At 67.6% G+C, this 14422-nt stretch carries 19 protein-coding genes and 2 pseudogenes; 9 read left to right on the top strand and 12 right to left on the bottom strand.

Translation table 11 applies throughout. The features are described from left to right. Nucleotides 1-66 precede the first annotated feature (66 nt). Nucleotides 67-411, top strand: coding sequence for a winged helix-turn-helix transcriptional regulator (locus ACTWQF_RS09290; protein WP_443278709.1), 345 nt, complete (start codon nucleotides 67-69; stop codon nucleotides 409-411). Between the two features lie 395 nt (nucleotides 412-806). On the opposite strand, the gene ACTWQF_RS09295 is transcribed toward ACTWQF_RS09290, so the two are convergent. Continuing rightward, a complete protein-coding gene (locus ACTWQF_RS09295; protein WP_443278710.1) occupies nucleotides 807-1238 on the bottom strand; it encodes a nuclear transport factor 2 family protein in 432 nt (143 codons plus the stop codon). A 95-nt stretch (nucleotides 1239-1333) separates the two neighbouring features. Here ACTWQF_RS09295 and ACTWQF_RS09300 point away from each other — a divergent pair, with 95 nt between their 5' ends. From ACTWQF_RS09300 to ACTWQF_RS09310, 3 genes are all read left to right on the top strand, one after another. Next, a complete protein-coding gene (locus tag ACTWQF_RS09300; RefSeq protein ID WP_443278711.1) occupies nucleotides 1334-1903 on the top strand; it encodes a PadR family transcriptional regulator in 570 nt (189 codons plus the stop codon). Further along, a complete protein-coding gene (locus tag ACTWQF_RS09305) occupies nucleotides 1890-2726 on the top strand; it encodes an SGNH/GDSL hydrolase family protein (RefSeq protein WP_443278712.1) in 837 nt (278 codons plus the stop codon). The genes ACTWQF_RS09300 and ACTWQF_RS09305 overlap by 14 nt, the downstream gene beginning before the upstream one ends. 165 nt (nucleotides 2727-2891) lie before the next feature. Continuing rightward, the gene (locus ACTWQF_RS09310; protein ID WP_443278713.1) at nucleotides 2892-3374 is read left to right on the top strand and encodes a DUF4231 domain-containing protein; all 483 of its coding nucleotides are present in this window, start codon (nucleotides 2892-2894) and stop codon (nucleotides 3372-3374) included. A 224-nt stretch (nucleotides 3375-3598) separates the two neighbouring features. Here the strand turns inward: ACTWQF_RS09310 and ACTWQF_RS09315 are convergent, their stop codons facing one another. The 6 genes and pseudogenes from ACTWQF_RS09315 to ACTWQF_RS09340 form a co-directional block, all read right to left on the bottom strand. Then, nucleotides 3599-4243, bottom strand: coding sequence for a hypothetical protein (locus ACTWQF_RS09315; RefSeq protein ID WP_443278957.1), 645 nt, complete (start codon nucleotides 4241-4243; stop codon nucleotides 3599-3601). Between the two features lie 827 nt (nucleotides 4244-5070). Then, nucleotides 5071-5191 (bottom strand): annotated as a pseudogene (locus tag ACTWQF_RS09320) (helix-turn-helix domain-containing protein); the annotation flags it as partial. Nucleotides 5192-5295: 104 nt separating this feature from the next. Beyond that, nucleotides 5296-5778, bottom strand: coding sequence for an iron chaperone (locus ACTWQF_RS09325; protein ID WP_443278714.1), 483 nt, complete (start codon nucleotides 5776-5778; stop codon nucleotides 5296-5298). A 60-nt stretch (nucleotides 5779-5838) separates the two neighbouring features. Next, nucleotides 5839-6513 carry a glyoxalase gene (locus ACTWQF_RS09330; protein ID WP_443278715.1) on the bottom strand — a complete coding sequence of 225 codons (675 nt, stop codon included), beginning with the start codon at nucleotides 6511-6513 and terminating at the stop codon, nucleotides 5839-5841. Further along, a complete protein-coding gene (locus tag ACTWQF_RS09335; RefSeq protein ID WP_443278716.1) occupies nucleotides 6513-7034 on the bottom strand; it encodes a helix-turn-helix transcriptional regulator in 522 nt (173 codons plus the stop codon). The genes ACTWQF_RS09330 and ACTWQF_RS09335 overlap by 1 nt, the downstream gene beginning before the upstream one ends. Nucleotides 7035-7167: 133 nt before the next feature. After that, entirely contained in the window at nucleotides 7168-7578 is a 411-nt protein-coding gene (locus tag ACTWQF_RS09340) for a VOC family protein (protein ID WP_443278717.1), read from the bottom strand. 235 nt (nucleotides 7579-7813) lie between these two features. Here ACTWQF_RS09340 and ACTWQF_RS09345 point away from each other — a divergent pair, with 235 nt between their 5' ends. Both ACTWQF_RS09345 and vph read left to right on the top strand, forming a co-directional pair. Next, nucleotides 7814-8491, top strand: coding sequence for a GNAT family N-acetyltransferase (locus ACTWQF_RS09345; protein ID WP_443278718.1), 678 nt, complete (start codon nucleotides 7814-7816; stop codon nucleotides 8489-8491). Between the two features lie 230 nt (nucleotides 8492-8721). Beyond that, on the top strand, nucleotides 8722-9585 hold the full coding sequence (gene vph / locus ACTWQF_RS09350; protein WP_443278719.1) for a viomycin phosphotransferase: 864 nt from the start codon (nucleotides 8722-8724) through the stop codon (nucleotides 9583-9585). 99 nt (nucleotides 9586-9684) lie between these two features. On the opposite strand, the gene ACTWQF_RS09355 is transcribed toward vph, so the two are convergent. Next, a complete protein-coding gene (locus tag ACTWQF_RS09355; RefSeq protein ID WP_443278720.1) occupies nucleotides 9685-10152 on the bottom strand; it encodes a MarR family transcriptional regulator in 468 nt (155 codons plus the stop codon). A 128-nt stretch (nucleotides 10153-10280) separates the two neighbouring features. On the opposite strand from ACTWQF_RS09355, the pseudogene ACTWQF_RS09360 reads away from it, so the two are divergent. Beyond that, a pseudogene (locus tag ACTWQF_RS09360) lies at nucleotides 10281-10630 on the top strand (integrase core domain-containing protein); the annotation flags it as partial. Between the two features lie 533 nt (nucleotides 10631-11163). Here the strand turns inward: ACTWQF_RS09360 and ACTWQF_RS09365 are convergent. Both ACTWQF_RS09365 and ACTWQF_RS09370 read right to left on the bottom strand, forming a co-directional pair. Then, on the bottom strand, nucleotides 11164-11592 hold the full coding sequence (locus ACTWQF_RS09365) for a VOC family protein (protein WP_443278721.1): 429 nt from the start codon (nucleotides 11590-11592) through the stop codon (nucleotides 11164-11166). A 44-nt stretch (nucleotides 11593-11636) separates the two neighbouring features. After that, entirely contained in the window at nucleotides 11637-12614 is a 978-nt protein-coding gene (locus ACTWQF_RS09370; protein ID WP_443278722.1) for a quinone oxidoreductase family protein, read from the bottom strand. Between the two features lie 134 nt (nucleotides 12615-12748). Between ACTWQF_RS09370 and ACTWQF_RS09375 the strand changes: the two genes are divergently transcribed. Then, nucleotides 12749-13093 carry an ArsR/SmtB family transcription factor gene (locus ACTWQF_RS09375; RefSeq protein ID WP_443278723.1) on the top strand — a complete coding sequence of 115 codons (345 nt, stop codon included), beginning with the start codon at nucleotides 12749-12751 and terminating at the stop codon, nucleotides 13091-13093. Nucleotides 13094-13227: 134 nt separating this feature from the next. On the opposite strand, the gene ACTWQF_RS09380 is transcribed toward ACTWQF_RS09375, so the two are convergent. Continuing rightward, nucleotides 13228-13362, bottom strand: coding sequence for an ATP-dependent DNA ligase (locus ACTWQF_RS09380; RefSeq protein WP_443278724.1), 135 nt, complete (start codon nucleotides 13360-13362; stop codon nucleotides 13228-13230). Between the two features lie 29 nt (nucleotides 13363-13391). On the opposite strand from ACTWQF_RS09380, the gene ACTWQF_RS09385 reads away from it, so the two are divergent. Next, nucleotides 13392-13520, top strand: coding sequence for a hypothetical protein (locus ACTWQF_RS09385; protein WP_443278725.1), 129 nt, complete (start codon nucleotides 13392-13394; stop codon nucleotides 13518-13520). Nucleotides 13521-13911: 391 nt separating this feature from the next. Here the strand turns inward: ACTWQF_RS09385 and ACTWQF_RS09390 are convergent, their stop codons facing one another. Beyond that, the gene (locus ACTWQF_RS09390; RefSeq protein ID WP_443278726.1) at nucleotides 13912-14247 is read right to left on the bottom strand and encodes a MerR family transcriptional regulator; all 336 of its coding nucleotides are present in this window, start codon (nucleotides 14245-14247) and stop codon (nucleotides 13912-13914) included. Nucleotides 14248-14422: the final 175 nt, after the last annotated feature.

The raw sequence follows: 14422 nt of genomic DNA on the forward strand, positions 1-14422 counted from the left end.
ACAGAGGTGACCGACAAGTACTGACTTTTCTGTAAGCGCCTACACAACGGTTAGGGAGAGAAGGCGATGGCACGGCAAAACTCTGCGGCTTGCGGTCTTGGCACCGCCCTGGCGGTAATTTCCGGCAAATGGAAGGCGACCATCCTCTGGGAGGTTCATAGTCGGCCAGTTCGCTTCGGCGAACTGCGAAGGCGAATCCCCGGCATCAGCGAGAAGATTCTCTTCGAACAGCTCCGGGCGATGGAGGCGGACGGTCTCATACGGCGTGATGTCTTTGACGAAGTGCCGTCCAGGGTGGAATACGCGGTGACCCAATCCGGCGCTTCACTCAACGCCGCGGTCCACACCTTGGCTGAATGGGGCCTCGATCACGCCTCCGACGTCGGAGGGGCCGCTGCAGGGACGCGCTGATCGCGCAGTACTTCACGATCGATCCCGCCCAGGCTCAGCAAGTCCCGGAAGAGACCCAGTCGTCGTTGTTTCGATGCCGGTCCAGTCCAACGGCCTCGAATTCGTCCTCGCCCAGGCTCCTCCTCGTGCCGAGTTGCCGAAGAGCCTGTGAGATCGGGTTGACTGCATGCAAGAACCGCTTTCGCGTCGGCACGTCGAGCGGTCCCGACACCAGGGCTCCATCGGCCCAGACGGCAGGTCGTTGCTCGCCGACGCCACCGAAGTACTCGGCCTCCACGTGGGCGACCGGTCCTGCGGTGGACCTTGTTTGCGCATTGGACGATCGGGGAAGAGCGGCGGCTTCCAACAGTCGGCTGAGGACCCTTCGGGGACTTCGGCGACGGGCAGGGGCACGTCTACTGGCCGGAGGGTGCCGGGGTGAGGCCGTCCGCGACCAGGCCGGCAAGGACTGCTTCGCCGAGCGCGTGGACGGCGGACTGAGGGCGGACCATGACGGTGAACTCCTTGATCCGGCCGTCGTCGTCGAAGTGCAGCAGGTCTATTCCGTGGATCTCCTTGCCGTCCACCCTGGCGCGAAAGAGCAGCACCGCCGACTCGGTGAACGTGTTGTCGGTGCTGCTCTGCGCGGTGCCGGTGTAGTGGCCGATGTAACGAAAGTCCTTGAACGTGCGCATCAGGACCCCGAAGAGGCCCAGCACCATCGGCTTGCCCTCGAAGGGGGTGAACTTGACCGGGCTGCAGAAGCGGATGTCGTCGGTGAACAGGGCGTCCAGGGCATTGAGGTCCCGGCTGTCGATGGCGCCACGGAAACGGTCGGCAGCGGTCATGGCGCACCCCTTCCATAGTCATGGATGTGAGTAGTCATTTTCATGACTATCATGGGGTGCGCGTCCGGCGATAGAGGCATGAAGGAGACGATCCGATGGCGCTACGGCACGCCGTACTTGCGGCGCTGCTCGACGGGGAGCTCAGCGGATACCAGCTGACCAAGGCGTTCGACCTCGGCGTGGCGAACTTCTGGCACGCCCAGCCCCAGCAGCTCTACGCTGAACTGACCCGCCTGGAGAAGGACGGGCTCATCGCAGGCCGGGCGGTGGTCCAGGAGACCCGCCCCACCAAGCGCCTGTTCCATGTGACCGATGCCGGGCTGGCGGAGCTGGAGGAGTTCACGGCCGCCGCAGCGAAGCCCTCCTTCATCCGCGACGACCTGCTCGTCAAGGTCCAGGCCGCCGACCACGTCGACACCGAGGCCCTGGTCGCCCAGCTCACCGAGCGTGCCGCCTTCGCTCAGGCCAAGATCGACCTCTTCGGCAAGCTGCTGCGAGGCATGCGTGGGAACCGCACGGAGGAGGAGTTCCTACGCAGTGGCCACCGCATCGGTCCGTACCTGACGTGCCTGCGCGGCCTGGCCTTCGAACAGGGCAACCGCGACTGGTGCGAGCACACGATCACGGTCCTTCGGGAGAGGCAGCAGACCCATGCCCGGCACTGACGCGGCGTACAGCCGCTACGTCGCGCTGGGCGACAGCCAAACCGAGGGCCTGGGCGACGGCGACGAGACCACCGGCCTGCGCGGCTTCGCCGACCGCCTCGCCGAACACCTCACCTGCGCCAACCCCGGCCTCGGCTACGCCAACCTCGCCGTACGAGGCCGCCTCGCCGCGCAGATCCACGCCGAGCAGCTCGCGCCCGCCCTGGCCCTCCGCCCCGATCTGGCCACCGTCGTCGCCGGCGTCAACGATCTCCTCCGCCCGCGCTTCGACGCCGACCACGTCGCCCACCACCTTGAGGCGATGTACGCCGCGCTCACCGCCCAAGGCGCCCATGTCGCCACGCTGACCTTCCCCGACCCCGCCCGCATCATCCCCCTGGCGCGCCCCCTCACCTCGCGTGTCACCGCCCTGAACCAGCGCATCCGCGAAGCCGCCCGCCGCCACGGCGTCACCGTCGCCGAAACGGGCCACCACCCCGTCGTCACCGATCCCCGTCTGTGGAGCCCCGACCGCCTTCACGCCAGCCCCCTCGGACACCAGCGCATCGCCGCCGCCCTCGCCCAAGCCCTCAACCTCCCCGGCGCCGACGACACATGGGCCCACCCCCTGCCCCCATCGACGACACCCGCGCCCACCGGGTGGCGCGCCGCCACAGACGAACTCCGATGGACCGCCACCTTCCTCGGCCCCTGGCTCACCCGACGTCTCCGCGGCCGCTCCTCCGGCGACGGCCACACCGCCAAGCGCCCGCACCTCACCCCGGCGCATGCCAAGGCGTCCGCGCCGAAGTCTCACGGCGAGCAGGTCGGAGGAAGTCCGTAAGACAGGGCGGAGATCTTCAAGGAGCGCCAACACGGCGAAGCTTGACCGCCTCGATCGCCTCCCGTAGTGGGGGGTATCGAACGACGACGCCAGGGAACCGCGCGATGCCAGGACAACGTCTGCGGGGGAGCGAGCTGAGGTGGCGACAGAACTTTTAGGGGCAGAGTGCAGCCAGACCGCGGACCAGATGTCGGTCCCAGCCCGAGGGACGTAGCCGCCCTTCTGCTGGACAAGATTCGACAGGGCATTGACTACGCCCGCGGCAAGAAACAGCGGTTCAGTCGAAGCGCCTCCGTCACCAAGGTGGCGACGCTTGTACTGTCCGCCGCATCCACCGTCATTCTGGGCCTGCAGAATCTCAACGTGTGGGCTGGCCTCGCCTTGGCGTGTATGGCGCTGGTGACACTGCTAGGAGCCGTCGAACCGTTCTTCAACTGGCGCTCCCGGTGGGTCTTGATGGAGGACGCGCAGTACCGGTTCCAGCGGCTTGCCGATGACCTCGAATACCTCGTTGCATCGACGGCCACCGACGACCTCACATTCGATCAGCTCGCCGAGATCTTCGGCCGGTATCAGACGATCTGGGATGACCTGAGCCGCACCTGGCTGGAGCATCGCCGGGAACCCGCGCCGTCGACCAACGCCTAGGCCGGCCCCGCAATCCCGACCCGCCCAGCGCTTTCACATGGCAGTCACGCTGCGCGGATCCATTGGTCCGCGCAGGCGGATTGCAGTTCGTCGCATCGCAGGTTAAGTACGCAGGTCAGGGCATTGCGGCAGCGGACCGCATGATCGCGGCCGATACTGCACAGGTACGGGTTGGGCGCCGGCCGGGAGCAGCAGATCCAAAGGGCAACCTCCGTCGCGACGGTTCAGCGAAGCAGTGCTGCGCGCAGGGTGATGCCGTGCCGCGTACGCAGCCGCCGCAGCTCCCACATCGCCACGGCGGTGACGGTCAGCGGGGCTCCCAGGATGAAGGCCACCCGCACTCCGAACGGCACACCGTCGTAGGCACCCCGGAATACGTCGAAGAGAGCGACTTCCCAAACGAGCAGCGTCGCGAGCAGCGGTGGAACCGTCTCGTGGAGGTCGGCTGTCCGGAAGACGTGCACGAGTGACTGCGCAATGCCGTAGAAACCAAAGGGGGCGAGCCACAACGCGAAGGCGCCCAGGGCGAACAGCAGCACCACCCGCCCTGCCGACGCCGTCCAGTTCGTGTCCTCGTCCACGTAACCCAGCCCCGTGATCAGTCTTGGCACAGCGAGCGTGACGACCAACGCGAGCAGCGCCCCGGCGGGCTTGGCCACGCGGCGCAAGAACAGGCGCCGGTTGGGTGGGCGGGCCGCCGCGATGAAGGCGGCGACGGCGACCGGGAACGTCACCCCCAGCGCAATGAGGGTGGTACGGATCTGGCCGAAGCGGTCGTCCAACACGGAGTCGGCGTCTGACGCCAGCCCGTAGGACAACAGCATCCACGTGACAGCGACCAGGCCGACGACCGTCCGCAAGACCTGCACCCTCTTCACTACCGGGTCGTTCACACGGTCCGGCCGGGACGGCGTGAACACCACACGCCCCACAGCGATCGGATTGAAGAGACGTCCGAAGGTCAGCCGGCGCACCGGACCCGGCGGCCACGGGCCCGCTGGCGGCACGGGTGGTGAACCGGGTCCCGGCGGTCGTCCTCCTCCGTATGGATTCCACGGCGCCCCGCCCCCGCTCCCGCTCATCCCCGCGTCCTTCCTTTCGTCGTTTCCAGAGGTCACGAGAAGAATCGCAGATCTCAGCGCGTGAAAAGGCCTGGTTCCCACTGCGGTTGCGCTGCAGTTGTGTGTCGACAGCCACCACGCCACCACCGCTGGGACACTCGAACGCACCATGGTCCGGCTCACCGACTGCCGTCGGCCCCACCAACGCTACGAGTACAAAGGCCGACGGGGCAGCGTGGTGGCCGTCAGCGGGCACGATGGTCAGTCTCGTTTGCATCGGGCCGTCCCGGCTCTGTCCGCTCGGTTGGTTGTCAGCCTGGGGTTCCGATCGAGGTTCACTACGACGGACAGACCCAGAATGCCCAGGCGGTTGTGGCCGGGTTGATGAGGCCGGGGTAGCGACTCCGGCCACGACCCTGCGGTCGCAGCAGCCGATGGCCTATGCCGAGTTGTCGCCATCAATGTTGCAACGGCTGACCGGAGTGCCGCTGAGCGAGGTGGACGCGGGCGGCGTCAGCGCCGATGCCGTCCTGCCGTGGGTGAACTCGCTGTGCGAGGAGTTGGCCGACCACGGTCAGACACGGCGAGACGTGGGCCAGGCACTCCGGGTCGATCTCCCAGCCCTCCTCGGCAGATGGTGGCCGACTGCGTGTGATTGAGCTCGGCGGCCGCCGCCGACAGCGACCCGAGTCGGCACACGGTCACGAAGCGCCTCGGGGCTGGATGCCGAGTTCGAGCGTGGAGTACTCGCCGAATCGATTGATGTGCTCGACCCGAAGCTCGACGTCGAGTTCGCCCCACTGCGCGAACCGGACCCGGCCGCGGTCGGCTTCGGTCAGGGCGCCTGACTCCCGACGGCCTCAGCCCACTGCCTTCTTGACGAGCGCGCTGATGCGCTGTTCGTCGGCTGTGGTCAGCTCTTTCAGGGCGTAAGCGGTCGGCCACATGGCACCGTCGTCGAGCGCCGCCTGGTCGCTGAATCCGAGCGTGGCGTATCTCGACTTGAACTTCTGCGCGCTCTGGAAGTGGCAGACGACCTTGCCGTCTCTGGCGTAGGCGGGCATCCCGTACCAGAGCTTGGGCGTGAGATCCGGGGCGGCGGCCCTGACGATGGTGTGGATCCGTTCGGCAAGGACCCGGTCCTTCTCCGGCATCTCGGCGATCTTTGTGAGCACGTCCCGCTCCGCTGCCGCCTCCTTCTCCGCCCTCGAACCGCGCCGCGCCGCCGCCTTCTTCTGCTCCTGCGCGTGCTCCTTCATCGCGGCCCGCTCCTCGGCGGTGAATCCGTTGTGCTGCTCGGCAGCCGTGCCGGAGTTCTCGGCAGACGACTTCGTGTGCTGCATGGCAGTTTTCCTCTCGTACAGGGGATGGGAAAGGACGAGGCGTGGGTTCAGGGCTGGGGGTCAGGACTGTGCAGCCGTCGTGGACGGCGCGGGAGTGAGCGGTGTGGTGGCCTCCCAGGCGAATCCGTCCGGGTCGGTGAAGGTGCCGGTGGTGCTGCCGAGGACGATGCAGTGCGATCCGGTGCCGTCGGCGGGGACTCCGAGGTCCTTTGCCAGGCCGCGACGCTTGTACAGCGCCAGCTTGACGGGGCTGGACTCGCCGGAGGCGAACTCGGCGTACTTGCCGCCGAAGCTCCTGGCCACGGTCAGGCCCTGGCCGACGTAGAACTGCTTGCTTGCTTTCACGTCCTCGACACCGAGCAGGAGGACGATCTCGTCGACGTCGCCGGTGGCCGGGCCGGTGTCCTTCTTCGCCGAGGTCGCGACCTTCCAGATCGCCCCGTCCGGCGCCTGGACGACGCCGCCGTAGCCCCACAGCGACTTCGCCGCGGGCTTGAGCACCGTGGCGCCGGCGTCCACGGCGGTGCCGAGGAAGCTGTCGACGGTGGCCGGGCGAGACACCGTGAGCGCCAGGGTGAAGCCGCGGAATCCGGTGGAGCGCGCCTCAGACGACCGCAGGCGTATGTGCGTGTCCACTCCGAAGGCGGTGTAGAAGCGGTGGGCGGCCTCGGGGTCGGCCACCTCGAGGGTGACGGACGCGATGGATGCGGTGGATGTGGTCGTTGCCATGGCCATCACGCTAGGGGCTGCCCGGCGGCCGGGGCTTCTCGATTCCTGACCGGTCTTGTCACCTGCTTCGCCACACACGCCGGCATCCCCTCCACCGTGACCGCCGGCCCCGTATCACCGGCCGTGCTCGCGGCATCGGCACGGTCGGCCGCAGCATCCGCGGCGCGGCGCCGGAAGGCCCCGGGAGGCATGCCGACCAGTTCGGTGAAGCGGGTGGTGAACGTGCCCAACGACGCGCAGCCGACCGCAAAGCAGACCTCGGTGACGCTGAGGTCGCCACGCCGCAGCAGTGCCGTCGCGCGCTCGATACGACGCGTCATCAGGTACGCGTACGGCGACTCGCCGTAGGCGGCCCGGAACTGTCGGCTGAGATGACCGGCGGACATGTTCACACCGCGGGCAAGTGCCTCCACGTCCAGCGGCTGCGCGTACTCCCTGTCGATCCGGTCGCGGACGCGGCGCAGCCGCGCGAGATCGGACAGACGCTGCGCCTCGACGCGCGCACGCCGCCATTCTGGTTGACACATGGGCGGACTCCCCCTTCTTTCTTCTTCCAACGGCACCTGTGAGCGCCTGGGTGCCTGCCGAGGCGGTCACCCAGGCGCTTGATGTTGAGGACCGGCCGACAGGGCAGGCACGGCCGCACCGATACCCGTAGGCTCAGCGAAGCTCCTGGATGCGGACCAGGTTGCCTGCGGGGTCGCGGAAGGCACAGTCACGGATGCCGTACGGCTGCTCGGTCGGCTCCTGGACAACCTCGACGTCACCGGCCTGCACCTTCTCGAAGGTGGCGTCGAGGTCAGGGGTGGCCAGCAGGATCCAGCCGTAGGTGCCCTTGGCCATCATTTCGGTGATGGTGCGGCGCTCATCCTCGGTGACTCCTGGATCGGCGGACGGCGGCGCCAGAAGGAGGGACGTGTCAGGCTGGCCGGCCGGGCCGACCGTGATCCAGCGCATCCTGCCCTGTCCGACGTCGCTGCGGACCTCGAAGCCGAGGACGTCGCGGTAGAAGGCGAGCGACGCGTCCGGGTCGTCGTGCGGCAGGGAGCTCGTATGAATGGTGATGTCCATGACGTGCAGGGTAAAAGCGGCACCGCGTTCCGTACTTCTCGATTCGTGATCGATTCGGCCACGCTCGGAATTTCACGTCAAGTATCGGTCCGAGCCAGACCGCACAGTTGCCTCCAGGTACGTGAGGCACCATCCCGGCCGGGTACAGCCCTCCCTCTGGGAAGATCGCCAATGTTCAGGCTGCGGGCCGAATATGTGATGCGGGCCATATTGGCCGGCCTATAGGGTTGCGCCCATGCCGATGACTGCCTCGTCATTGTCCGCATATCCCCCGTTGAACGTGCAGGTGCACACGCCCCGTCTGTCCTTGCTGGGGGCGACAGATGAGCTGCTGGAGCGCCTGGTCCCGACGGTTCGCAAGGGCGTGGTCACGGAGCCTCCGTGGCCCTTCGACGATCCGATGTCCCTCTATGAGGACAGCCCCCAGCGCGAGTGGGGCTGGCTGCAGGGGGTGTGGCGCGGCCGGGGGCGGGTCAGCGCGAGCTTTTGGCGCCTGTACTTCGTCGTGGTCATCGACGGCGAGCCGGTGGGCATACAGGATCTGATCGGCACCGACTTCGCCGCGTTCGGTACGGTCACCACCTTTTCCTGGCTCAGCCCGGACGTTCGTGGTGACGGCTTGGGCAAGGAGATGCGGCAGGCGGTGCTGCATCTGGCCTTCGATGGGTTGGGAGCCCGCGAGGCGAGCAGTGATGCCTTCTTCGACAACCATGCCTCGAACCGTGTCTCCGAAGCTCTGGGGTACGTGCCGAACGGCGTCACCTGGGACACTCGGCGCGGCGAGCCGGCGGAGATCAAACAGTGGAGGTTGACTCGCGAGCAGTGGATCAAGCGGCGGCGCGACGACATCGAACTCGTCGCCGTTGGTGACTGCCTGCCAGTCCTCGGGATCGACCCGCCACCAGCTGGCTGATCACCTAGCCACTCCGGCGAAGACCCGCTCTTTCCGGCGCAGTTGCAAGTGGTGAGCCGCAGGTGATCCGGACGGGCAGGTTCCGGACACCGGCCGCTCAACGCCGAGAACGGGCCCGCATTCGCAGCGAGAAGGGCATTCGCTGAGGCGGACGCCCGCTCGATGGCGCGGCCTGACAGCACTTCGTGCACATCGCTTCCGACCCGACGAAGGATCCAGAGGTCACACTCGTGAGCATCCGTACGACTGATCGCGCTCTGCTGAGCCGTCTGCTGCCCGACGACAAACCAGACGACCTTGCAGTACGTCAGGGGCAATTCCACATGGTGGTCATGGGCTCAGAGCGTGTTGTGTGCCTGCCTCGCACCCGGGCAGCGGCCGCCCGGTTGCCCGAGCGGGTGGCCGCACTACACGCACTCGCCGGCCTCGACCTCGGCTTCCGCACGCCTGAGCCGCTGTTCCAGGGCGGCGCCCACGGCACCGACGAGGTGCCGTTCCTGGTACTCAGTCGCATTCCCGGGGAACCGCTGGAGACCGACGCACTCAACGATGCCCAAGTGGTCGAGACCGTGGCGGCGCAGTACGCCACGCTGCTGTCCGGTCTGGCCCGTGCCGGCACTGACGAGACGGTACGAGCGGTTCTCCCTCAGGCACCAGAAGGACGGTGGCGGCGGTTCGCGGAGAACGTGCGCGCGGAGCTGTTCCAGCTCATGTCCGACAGCGGGCGCCTACGGGCCGAGCGGGAACTCGCAGTACTCGACAGCCTTCCCCACGTCACCGGAGCAGTGGTGCATGGCGACCTCGGTGCCGAAAACGTCCTGTGGGAGTGGACGCACGGCCTGCCGCACCTCTCCGGCGTACTCGACTGGGACGATGTCACGCTCAGCGACCCGGCCGAGGACCTCGCAGCCATCGGCGCCGCCTACGGCCGTGAGCTCCTGGAGCGGGTGCTCGCCCTGGGCAGCTGGCCAAACCACGGACTCCTGACCCGCATCGCCGCGATCCGCGGCACATTCGCCCTGCAGCAAGCCCTCTACGCAATCCGCGACGGCGACGAAGAAGAACTCGCGGACGGCCTGGCCGACTACCGCTGAGGCATAACAGCACATTCGCTTCATCGGGCACTTCATTTCAACAGCAACCCGGCGAACCCATGCGGTCACAGCACTATGGCGTGTATCGGAAGAGGATCCCTAGTTCGGGGTGCCGCCGGTGTTCCGGATCATCTGCTGAAGCACCTTCAGCGTGGTGACGTAGTCGGCATCGTCAATGCCCTGGTGAATACGGCTCCGGATGGACGGGGCGTGCTGTTTGAAGCTGGCACGTGCCTCGTCACCCGACTCGGTGATCCACAGCCGTCCCTCTGCGTCGCGGGTGAGCCACCCGCGCTCCAGCAGGGGCTCTGCTTCCGCCTCCAGGTCATCCTCTGATCTGAGGTAAGAGCTCATGGCCTGCTGGAGTTCGCTGATCGTCATGCCGCGGCCGTCGGTCGAGATGTCGTTCTTCGACAAGTTGCGCAGCAGCCAGTACTGAGGCTGGGTGAAGCCCAGTGCGGACTGCTGGGCCCGGGTGAACGAGATGAGTGCTTCGTAGGCGACTCCGGTCCAGTACGCAGCCGGCTGCGAAGCCAGTTCGGCATCGGAAGTGCGCTGGGTCGTCATAGGTGCTCCTTGCGAACGATCAGGGACATCGACACCGTAGAACTTCAACCTAAGTTGAAGTCAACGCCAATCCGTGCGCAGCACTCGCTCGACCAACGCCGACCACTTCCGCACCGCCCGCACTCTGCGCCAAGGTCTGGTTCGCCGCCCACGGCATAACCCACATCCACCGGATCATCACCGACAACGGCGCCTGCTACCGATCAGGCGACTTGGCGCGGATCGACGGGACCGCGTTCCCGGCACCGGAAGACCAAGACCTCTACCTCCGCGGCACAACGGGAAGGTGGAGCGCTATCAGCGCATCCTGGCCGAGGAGCTCCTCTGCGCCCGAGTTCACCAGCGAGGACGCGCGCTCATCCGCGATCGCGGTCTGGAACATCCACTACAACTACCACCGCCCACACAGCGGAGCCGGAGGCCGACCCCAGCCTCACGACTGGGGGCCGGCGTCACCAACGTCCAGCCCTCATACACCTGGTCTCTTCATCTCGTACACCGTGAAGATCACCCGGCAGTGCGGGGCGTGGGCCTTGATCTCAGCGGGCGGTGGCGAGCGCCGCCTCGAACTGCGGGCGTATGCGGACGCGGGTGCTGATCTTCTCGCTGAAGATCTTCTCTCGCGGGATGCCGTGCCCGGCAAGCGCGTTGGGCTACGACTGGAGCTCTTGGGCGAGGGTCGAGCAACCTGCGTAGCCGACGCGGATGTCCGCACTCGGGGTGTCCGGATCGATCGGCGCCGGGGGCGGGGTGCCCGGCTGCCACGGCTGCCCCGGCCCCCGGCCGGCCGGGGTCGCCACCCGTTGTGCGAATCGATCCGTCTCTTCCCGTTCCTTCCCCCGGCGACTCTTATCGATCTTGCTCGGGCAAAGGACGTTTGTGAGAAGCCTGGCCGGACGGCTGACCCGCCCCGAGCGTCTGGTCCGGCGATCTGCGCCACACCGCCCTGACAGGTCGGGACGTTCTTCGTCTTGGCCCCTGGGGACAGAACGAGGTCACATTGGCGGCCCCTCAGTCGATACAGAACTCGTTGCCCTCGATGTCCTGCATCGGGATGCACGAATCATTGCCGTCGTACAGTGTTCGCACGTGTACCGCGCCGAGTGGGACCAGTCGCGCGCACTCGGCCTCAAGTGCGGCGAGGCGCTCTTCACCCACGAGTCCGGTGCCGACCCGTACGTCAAGGTGCAGCCGATTCTTGGCGGCCTTCCCTTCGGGAACGCGCTGGAAGAACAGTCGCGGGCCCACACCTGAGGGATCAACGCATGCGAACCATGAATCCTGCTGCTCGGGCGGCAGCGAGCGCTTGAAATCGTCCCAATTGGCAAACCCCTCCGGTGGCGGCGGTACGACGTACCCCAATACCTCGCACCAGAAACGAGCGAGGCGCTCAGGTTCTGCACAGTCGAAGGTGACTTGGAACTGCTTGATCGACGTCATCGGGCCACTTCCCTCTGGTGTGTGTGACGTACGGTCGGGCGCGGTCAGTCGGCGACGCGCAGTAGCAACTTGCCCGTCGATGTGCGCCCGCCCATCAGCCGGTGGGCCCCGGCAGCGTCGGACAGCGCGAACTCCGCGGTCACGGGCAGCGACACGGTTCCGTCTGTGGCGCTGTGGAAGGCACGTTCGGCCAGTGCTCGCAGCGCGGCGGGGGCGGCCTGCGCCAGAGCCAGGATGGAGAAGCCCCCGATGGACCGGCCCTGCGCGTACAAGGCGGGCTGCCCGACCTGCCAGGGCGGCGCCCCGCTGGCGTTGCCGAAGGACACCAGCCGTCCGAAGACGGCGAGCGCGTCGAGGCCGCGGCGAAGGGTGTCGCCGCCCACGGGGTCGAGTACCAGGTCGACGCCCGCGCCGTCGGTGGCGCGGCGGACGTCGTCGGTGAAGGAGTCGGTGAGGAACACCTCGTCGTAGCCGTGCTTGAGGGCGTACTCGGCCTTGGCCGCGGTGGAGACCACTCCGTACACCGCACCGGCACCGGCTGCCCGGGCCAGTTGCCCGGCCACCGTCCCGATCCCACCAGCGGCCCCGTGCACCAGCACGCTCTCACCGGAACGGAGCCGGCCCACCTCGTGGAGCAGGGCGTGGGCGGTCGGCAGCACGGTAGGGAGCGTGGCGGCGGTGCGCAGGTCCAGGCCCTCGGGGAGCGGGAAGACGGTGGCCGCGTCGGCGACGACGACTTCCGCGTAGGCGCCGCCGTCAACGAGCGCGGCGACCTCCTGCCCGGGACGCAGCCCCTCGACGCCGTCCCCGACAGCGCGGATCCGCCCCGAAGCCTCCAGTCCCGGCCTGAACGGCAGCCCGCCCACCCGATACCCCTCGGCGCGCGCCTTCAGGTCGGCGAAGTTCACGCCCACGTACGCGGCGTCGATCGTGACCTGCCCCGGCCCGGGCTCAGGAGTGTCGGTTTGTACGACCTCCAGCACCTCCGGACCGCCGTACTCCCGAAACTCGACTGCACGCATGGCAGAACGCCCCCTTCGACAGGTGTTCAATCAATATCGAACACTGAGAGCGTATGATGAGCGTCGAACACTAAGCAAGTGACGAGGGTCGTTCCGGTGCGTCCCACCACGTGCCGAGCAGCGAGGAGCGGGGTATGTCGGACCAGGCCACCGGAGGAAGCCACCGCCCGGCACCGGTCCACACGCATCCCGACGAGGTCTCTGTCCTCACCGCGCTGTCGGCGGTCGCCGATCCCGTACGCATCGAACTGATCCGGGAGCTGGCCTCGTCTCCCGAGTGGACGCGCAGTTGCGGCAGCTTCGACGTACCGGTCGGCAAGGCCGCGAAGAGCCACCACTTCACGGTCCTGCGCGGCGCCGGGCTGGTCGAGCAGCGCGACGAAGGGCCCAAGCGGGTCAACCGGCTGCGCCGCGAGGAGTTCGACGCACGCTTTCCCGGCCTGCTCGATCTGATTCTGCGCGCCGACAGCGTCACGTGAGGCGGTAGCCGAACGTCTCCAGTGGTGCTGAGTTGGCCCTGATGCTGGTGAAGTGGCAGGCCCACGACCGTACGGCGTCCGGGATCGCCCGTCCCCGCGGCCGCCGCTACGACTGACGGCACGCAGGATCTGTCTCAGTACTGCGTCAGACCGGGGACATCGGCGAGGGAGAGGCCGGGACGGGCGCGGTTCCGGCGTGCGGAGTGCCGCCAGTGGCCGGAGGCATCGCGGGCGACGTCGAAGCCCTTCCAACGCGGATTGAGAAACACGACGCGTGGGCTCAGGCGTCTTCCCGGCCGTGCACGAACGTCTGAAGCCGACCGTCGCCGCGGTCCCGCCGGGCACTCCCGCTCAGCCGTTCATCGACGCCCTGGAACTGGTCCAAGTGCAAGCCGGCCCCGACGGCTTCGTCGTCCCGCACCGCTGAGCGAAGCTCTTGGAGCGCCACCGCCTGCCCCGGTTCCCCGGCCCGATCCCAACTGTTCCCGCTCGTCACTTATCACCGAGGCATGGCCCAGGGACCGCGGGAATGGCCACCCGTACGGCCCCCCGGGCCGTCCCCGTCAAAGACACCCAAGTTTCAGGCGTCCTCAATGACAACGCGTTACCGATAACCCCACTTGGAGACCTCCCCGCCTCGCTTGGCACACCATCGGGGGAGTACGCAACGTGAGGAAACGATGGCGCTATTCGATAGCCATGCTCGCCATCTGCCCAGGCAGACCGGGGTTGTTCGTGGAGGAAGCCGGACCAGGGGCGATACCGGGATCCCCTTGGCCTGCATTGGGAGCCGGCCGCCGGCCCGCGGCCCTTCAAGGTCAGGCTGAGGTCTCCGGCTCTGCCCGGGTGCGTAGTTCCTCGTTGATGCGCTGGGCTTCTTCGAGTTGGTCTTCGAGGATGACGATCCGGCAGGCGGCTTGCACCGGGGTGCCGGCGTCGACCAGTTCGCGGGCGCGGGCTGCGATGCGCAGCTGGTACCGGGAGTAGCGGCGATGGCCGCCTTCCGAGCGTAGGGGGACGATCAGGCGGTGCTCGCCCAGGGAGCGGAGGAAGGCGGGTGTGGTGCCGAGCAAGGCGGCGGCCCGGCCCATGGTGTAGGCGGGGTAGTCGTCGTCGTCGAGGCTGTCGACGGGGCGGGTACTGCGAGGGGGCATAGACCTCTTCTTTCGGGGCGCATCGAGGGGCCCGGGTGCCAGTACCGGCACCCGGGCCCGAGCTTTCAACACCATCTACCGGCTCTTGAGCCGGGCTTCAGTTTCCGCTGCTCCGCCCGCCGGGGCGAAGGTGCGGGGATCGCGGTGTGTGACCGGGGACCACCTTCCCATCCGG

The organism is Streptomyces sp. 8N114, from assembly GCF_052245835.1.
GTDB lineage: Bacteria > Actinomycetota > Actinomycetes > Streptomycetales > Streptomycetaceae > Streptomyces.